5 protein-coding genes are annotated in these 6,839 nt (G+C 60.7%); 4 read left to right on the top strand and 1 reads right to left on the bottom strand.

The features are described 5' to 3' along the window. Window positions 1-724 precede the first annotated feature (724 nt). Genes LPW29_RS03230 through LPW29_RS03215 form a run of 4 tightly spaced genes read left to right on the top strand, consistent with a single transcriptional unit; the run spans window position 725 to window position 5,762 of the window. Complete coding sequence (locus LPW29_RS03230) at window positions 725-2,053, top strand: O-antigen ligase family protein (protein WP_238626832.1); 1,329 nt, start codon at window positions 725-727, stop codon at window positions 2,051-2,053. Between the two features lie 29 nt (window positions 2,054-2,082). Then, window positions 2,083-3,120 (top strand): lipopolysaccharide heptosyltransferase II, encoded by a 1,038-nt coding sequence (gene waaF, locus LPW29_RS03225; RefSeq protein WP_338018672.1) that lies wholly within the window; start codon window positions 2,083-2,085, stop codon window positions 3,118-3,120. Next, window positions 3,117-4,202 carry a glycosyltransferase gene (locus LPW29_RS03220; protein ID WP_338018671.1) on the top strand — a complete coding sequence of 362 codons (1,086 nt, stop codon included), beginning with the start codon at window positions 3,117-3,119 and terminating at the stop codon, window positions 4,200-4,202. The genes waaF and LPW29_RS03220 overlap by 4 nt, the downstream gene beginning before the upstream one ends. Before the next feature lie 54 nt (window positions 4,203-4,256). Next, window positions 4,257-5,762: a glycosyltransferase family 39 protein gene (locus LPW29_RS03215; protein WP_238626830.1), complete on the top strand. Its 1,506-nt coding sequence runs from the start codon at window positions 4,257-4,259 to the stop codon at window positions 5,760-5,762. 55 nt (window positions 5,763-5,817) lie between these two features. Here the strand turns inward: LPW29_RS03215 and lpxL are convergent, their stop codons facing one another. Beyond that, entirely contained in the window at window positions 5,818-6,729 is a 912-nt protein-coding gene (lpxL, locus tag LPW29_RS03210; protein ID WP_255705452.1) for an LpxL/LpxP family Kdo(2)-lipid IV(A) lauroyl/palmitoleoyl acyltransferase, read from the bottom strand. Window positions 6,730-6,839 lie beyond the last annotated feature (110 nt).

The following is a 6,839-nucleotide window of genomic DNA, read 5'->3' as shown; positions in this document are numbered from 1 at the left end:
AACTGTGACGGCGCACGGTATCATTGGTACTGAGGTGCCCACGCGGCACAGCGGTGCGGATCACGTACAGCACATCAAGGGCACTCCTCGGAGACTTGGGCAGCGCTTCCGCCATGAATTCGACTTCAGGCCCGCTGAGGTCAGGGAGGTGGACTAAGCCGAGATGGCAATACACCCACGCTCGCAGAGGCGTTGGTGCGGTACAATCTACCACGTGCCTTGGGAAGTGACGACCTTAATGCCTATCCGGCAGTCATCCCTCAGGGGTCAGGGCCTGCAAACGGCAGAAGTGAGTGACGATCCCGGTTCTGTAACTCTACTTGGTCATCCGGCAGGCTGTATAGATGCCGGATGACCAAGGTGTTGAAATTCTGTGCCACGTCATGCGGCCTCCTTGCTCTTGCGGGGTTTGTGATGCACCTTGGCCAGCATCCGCCGAACGGCCTCACAGTTCTCCGCATAGTTGAGCCTGGGCAGCGGATTACCCTGCTTTTACAGCAGGGTGTCACAGTCTTCCAGTCAAAGAATCCAAGCTGAATCGACTAGGGTTTAATCGGGCAGCTGGCTTGAGTAACTTATATCCGTGTCGAGGTAAATCTCCGAGGTTTTTGTATTTTTAGTAAACTGGCTCCCATTGACCGTCTACAGTTTTCTCATGGCCGGAGTTTTTCCTTTCGATGCTCGGCCTCTCCCCCCTATATGTTTTGCTTTTTATGAAAAGAAAATGATGGATAACTTCATGAGTGAACCCTCGTTTCAGGATGTTTCAAAATTGTCAGCGCTCGCCTTCTGGGGATTCGGTTTTTTTCTCTCACTCTACTGGCCGCTTGCGGTCACAGTGGAGGGGGCTATTACTAACCTGGCGGCACCGATATTGCTGATCAGCATGTTATTGGGATGGTGGGGATGGCAGTCGCTTTCGCGGTCGACTTGGTGGCTCGTGTTCGGGTTTTGGTTTTTTGTGCTCGGTGGGGTTTTAAGCCTAATAAATACCTCGAATTGGGACTTCGCAGGTTGGCGCTTCGAAAAATACTACCCATTCCTCCTCGTTCCACTGATGTTGACCGTGCTGGCGCGCCATCCACGTACCGAAGTCGCTGTGCGAATTCTGTTCTGGTCGTGCTTGGTCGCCAGTCTCAGTTTAGCTGTCTTCACGTTCTACCAGCAATTCGTCCTTGACAAGGTTCGCGTGGGCATGGGGGAAAACCTTAACCCGAATCGTTTCGGTGCGTATGCATTCTGGGTCGGGGTCATGATGCTTTCCGCTGCCGTGACGTTACGCCGTGGAGTGGCTTTCTGGCTACTGCTTACCCTGGCGATCGCTGGTGCGTTCTATGCCGGACTGGCGAGTGGCTCACGGGGTTCCCTGCTCGGACTGTTCGCTGGTGTAGCCGCCCTAGCTTTTGCCTGGCTCATCAAGTACTTCAGCTGGAAGAGGCTTGGATCGATTCTGGGCGCCATCTTGGTAGGCGGGGTCGGGCTGTTCCTTGTTGTTCAATCCAATGAGTTTTGGTCCGGGCATGTCGAGCGTGCCTTCGATAATACGCAAGCCTACATTGAAGGGGAGGAGAAGAACACTTCGGTCGGTACTCGGCTCATGATGTGGACGGGTGCGATTGAGATATGGAGAGAGTATCCGCTTATCGGTACCGGGATCGGTGATCCACAGGACGACCTCGCTCAGTGGATCGAGGAGAGTGGATCTCCCCTCGAGAAAGCCCACTCACGTTTCCACAGTATCTACTTCGACAGCCTTGCGTCCACGGGAAGCATTGGCTTTCTAGGCATGTTGGTCGGCATCTTCTTGGTGCCATTGGTCTACTTTCTTATCGCTTACCTTCGGTCCGGGGCTGGCAGCTGGGCCGAGTTTGCCGCTCTGGCTGGCTTCGCAACGATCGTTTTCTATGCCACCGTTGGTCTGACGGGATCCTGGTTGTTTAATCGTGGTATGCCACCATTTCTCCTGGCCGTGTTGGTGCTCGCCTCGGGAACGGTCTTGTTTAAATCTAGTGATGCGAATATTCGGCCGGTGACCGGCGAGGTCGTGAAATGAGGCCGGAAAGTGCGTCGCGGCGGAAAATTTTGGTCATCCGTCTTTCGGCCATCGGCGATATCGTGATGGCTTCGCCGCTGGTAGCTGCGTTGCGTCGACAGTATCCGCAGGCGTACATCGCCTGGCTGGCGCAGCCTGAGTCTCGTGAGCTGCTGGTGGGCCATCCGCAGCTCGACGAGGTGATCGTATGGCCTCGTAGCGAGTGGCGCCAGCTCTTGACCGATCGGCGTTATCTCGAATTGGCGCGGCGCGTGCGGGCCTTTCGGCGCGAGCTGCGGGAGCACGGATTTGATCTCGCCATCGATCTGCAGGGACTCATGAAGAGCGGCTGGTTGGCCTGGCTTTCCGGGGCACCTGAGCGCGTGGGGTTGGGCTCGCGCGAAGGTAGCCGGTGGTTGATGACACATGTAGTTGAGCGTGGTGGTAGGGCTGAGTTGATTGGCTCTGAGTACCGATTCCTGGCCGAGGCGCTGGAGTTGCCGGTAGCGGATTTCCATATGCAGGTCGGCATCGGTACGGAGGCGGAACGTGTGGCGGGGGTACTGCTTGAGACGCACGTGGGGCAGCGGTCGTTCGCGGTTGGGTGCCCCTTCACTACCCGGCCACAGAAGCACTGGGTGGAACAGGCCTGGGCGGATCTCGCTCGTGAACTTTACGCCCGCCATGGTCTGCCCCTGGTGCTGTTGGGTGGGCCGGGGGATCTGGCAGCGGCGCGGCGCATCGCCGCCCAGGCGGGGGATGCGGTGGACAATCGGGTAGGGGAGACCTCGCTCACCGAGGCCGCCGCCGTCATTTCCCGCGCCCGTCTCCTGGTGGGGGTGGATACTGGTCTTACGCACATGGGCCCCGCCTTCAATGTACCCACGGTGGCTCTGTTCGGTTCTACGTGCCCGTACTTGGAGACGGGGCGGGACAATACGGTAGTCATCTACCACAACCTGCCCTGCGCGCCCTGCAAACGCAACCCCACGTGTGAGGGTCGGTTTGACTGCCTGACAGGGATCACTGTGGAAGAGGTGCTTGCCCAAGTGGAGCGGCTCCTGCCTCATCAGGAGGCTTCCACGTGAGCCTGACCATCCTGCACGTGGAAGCGGGACGCCATCTCTACGGTGGGGCCCTGCAGGTGCGCTATCTCGTCGAGGGGCTGGCCAAACGAGGGGTTAGCAACGTGCTGGTGTGTCCCCGAGGTGCGGCGATTGCCGGGGCAGCCGGGCCCTTTTGCGAACAGGTACATGAATTGCCCATGGGGGGTGACCTGGACATGGGCTTCGTGGGGCGCTTGCGCGGCGTGATCCGTGAGACCCGGCCTGATGTGGTGCATCTTCACAGCCGACGCGGTGCCGATGTGCTGGGCGGGTTGGCTACCCGCTGGTGCCGGGTGCCGGTGGTGCTGTCCCGGCGGGTGGATAACCCCGAGCGGCCCTGGTCGGCGCGTCTGAAGTACCGCCTGTTTGATCGCGTGATCACCATCTCCCAGGCCATCCGGGCGGTGTTGCTGTCCGAGGGGGTGCCGGCGGGCAAGATCATCTGTGTGCCCAGCGCGGTGGATATGGCCGCATACGCCGGTGGCTGCGATGGCTCGGTTCTTAAGGAGGCCTTCGGCTTTTCCGGTAACGAAATTGTGGTGGGCGTGATTGCCCAGTTGATCCCCCGCAAGGGGCATCGGCATCTGCTGCAGGCGGCGCCACAGGTTCTTGCCAGGCATCCGGAAGTGCGTTTCGTGTTTTTGGGTCAGGGGCCCCTGGAGGCCGAGATCCGCGCCCAAGTGAAGGACGCGGAACTGGAATCCCAGGTGCTGTTGGCGGGTTTTCGTGATGACTTGCCGCGAATCCTGCCCTGCCTGGACCTGGTGGTGCATCCGGCGGAGATGGAGGGGCTGGGAGTCTCCTTGTTGCAGGCCGCCGCCGCCGGTGTGCCGTTGGTGGGCGCCCGGGCGGGCGGGGTGCCGGAGATCATCGGCGATGAGGCGGGTCTGCTGGTGCCGCCTGCCGATCCCGTGGCCCTGGCCGAGGCGGTGATCCATTTGCTGGATGACCCGGTCGGGCGCGAGCGCGTGGGGCAGGCTGCCCGCGACCGGGTGGGCCGACTGTTTTCGCTGGATGCCATGGTGGAGGGGAACCTGGCGGTATACCGGGAGTTGATCCGGTAACATACTCTGGCGAGTCCCTGCCCGCCCACCTGACCCAATCAATCCGAATATATCATGAGCAACGATGTTCACCGACCATGGGGTGCCTGGCTGTTACTGGGTCTGGCCGCCTATTTCTTCTTGCATGTGCTTATCCGGGCGACCGGATCGCCGACGTTGGAGTTGGACGAAGCCGAGAAAATGGTGGTCACCCAGTGGTGGGCGGCCGGCTATTCGGGGCAGCCACCCCTGTATGCCTGGATACAGGCTGTGGTGTTCCGTTTGCTGGGGGCGGAGCTTTGGTCTTTGGCCCTGGTAAAGAACGGACTGCTGTTTCTTACCTATATGTTTGTCTATCTCTCAGCCCGGCGTGTGCTGGGGGATATGCGCCTGGCTGTTCTGGCCACGCTTTCGCTGTTGCTGATCCCGCAGGTGGTCTGGGAGTCGCAGAGAGATCTTTCCCACTCGGTGATGGTTACCTGTATGGCGGCTGCCAGTGTGTATGTGATGTTGCGCTGGCTGGATCGGCCCACGCTGGGCCATTACCTGCTGGTGGGCGTCGCATTCGGTCTGGGCGTACTTTCAAAGTATAACTATCTGGTCTTTGCGGCAGCCGCAGGATTGACCTTGTTGACCCTGCCACGTGGGCGGGCGCTGTTGCTGGATGTGCGTATCCTGATCAGTGCTGCGGCCGCGCTGGCTGTGACGGGACCGCATCTGCATTGGGTGCTGTCCAGCCAGGATATGGCCAGCAGTGGCCTGGAAAAGATGGATTTTGGCCAGGGGATCTGGCCTTTGTCCGGGTTGGGGGAGATGGCGCTGGCCGTGCTGGCCTTCCTGACTCCGCTTTGGCTGGTGATGTGGATGACGTTCCGGGGGGACTTCAGTCGTGTGTTCTTGCGTTGGCAATCGCCTGCGGGGCATTTCTCTTTACAGCGATACCTGCTGGCTGTTCTTGCTCTGCTGGTGATTCTGGTGCTGTTGGGGGCAGCCCATTTCAAGGACCGCTGGATGTTACCCATGTTATGGGTGTTCCCGCTGTATGTGTTCGCCATGATGGGCAGCTCGGCCCTCACCCCAAGGCGTGTGCGGGGTTATATCGCCACCTGTGTGGTGATGCCGGCGCTGGTGCTACTTGTGATGGCCTGGCGGGTGAACGACTGGGCGGTACTGGAGGACCGGCAGCGGCATGTGCATCCCTTCAATGCCTTGGCTCAGGAGGTAGCGAACCAGGGATTCGAGCGGGGGGTCATCGTCTCTGATGGCACGTTCGTGGCGGGCAACCTGAGGATGCATTTTCCGGATAGCCAGGTGTTGTCCCCCAGCGTGGCCCCGGGCCGTCTGCGGTGCGAGGCGGGTGACGATGTCCTGGTGGCATGGGAGGTCAGCCGAGAAGCAGTTCTGGGTCAGCGCCTTGGGGCCTGGGTGGAGCACCATCTGGGGCCCTCGGCCAGCGACATGCAAAGGGACATTCAAGTGATCTCGCTTGAATCCTGGAGCGGTGAGCGATTCGATTTTGCCGTGGTGCTCTGGCCCGGGGTCCTGGATGGGGCATGTAGCGTGGGCCGCCCAGGCAGGTGAGCGAGTTCAGCTTCCGTGCGGGGCAGGGCCCTGGCGGGAGAGGGGTAGAGGGGGGTCAGTCGAGCTGAGGGCGATAAGGGTCCGGTATGCCCCAGCACTTCTTGTATTTGAAACGCCGGTGGGTCCAGAAATACTGCTCCGGGGCCGTGCGGATGGCTTCTTCGATCACCTGGTTAATACGGGTGGCATCCGCCTCCGGGGACTCGCCGGGGAAGTCTTTCAGGGGCGGATGGATGACAACGCGGTAACCCTGGTTACCAGGCAGCCGGTACCCGAAAAAGGGCACCACAGGGGCGCCAGTGATCTTCGCCAGGCGGGAGGTGGCCGGATTGGTGGCGGCCAGTTGTCCGAAGAAGGGGACGATGACGCTGGCGCGCGTCTTGAATGCCTGGTCGGGCGCATACCACACCACCTCGCCCTGGCGCAGGGTGCGGATGACCTCCTTGGCCTGATCGCGTCGGATGGCTCGGGTACAGTGCCGTTCCCGGTTGCGGCGAAAGAAGTATTCCACCACCGGGTTCTGGTTGGCACGGTACATGGCCGCCAGGGGCTGGTGTCGAAGGATCAGTCGACCGCATATCTCCAGGGAGGTGAAATGGGCTGAGAGCAGGAGCACGCCCTTGCCTTGAGCCAGCGCCTCTTGAAGATGCTCCAGTCCCTCCACGTGTTCCAGCGATGCGAGTTGCTCATCCGTGGCCCACCAGCCAAAGGGTGTCTCGAACAGTGCCGCCCCCATGGCCCGGAAATGGTCCTTGACCAGTCGTTGCCGAGCCTTCTCGTCCAGTTCCGGAAAGCACAGGCGGATGTTGGTCTCGGCGATGCGGCGCCTTTCCCGCGCCAATGGATGGAGCAACCTGCCAACACCCTCCCCGAGGCGCACCAGCCATCGCCACGGCAGCAGGCGCACCAGTGCCCAGAGCAGCGCCACACCGACCCACATGGGCCAGTGATGGGGATGGTAGAGCAAGGATGAGGGTTTGCGCTTGGGCATCGAAAAGGGAGAAGGGGAGCAAAGGCACGGATGTTAACATGCCTCTTCGCCCTGACGGATTCCACCTGTGTGGGAGCGGCCAGGGT

The organism is Ectothiorhodospira sp. 9100, from assembly GCF_022227565.1.
Classification (GTDB): Bacteria; Pseudomonadota; Gammaproteobacteria; order Ectothiorhodospirales; family Ectothiorhodospiraceae; genus Ectothiorhodospira; species Ectothiorhodospira marina.
This window is presented reverse-complemented; position numbering and strand designations above follow the sequence as displayed.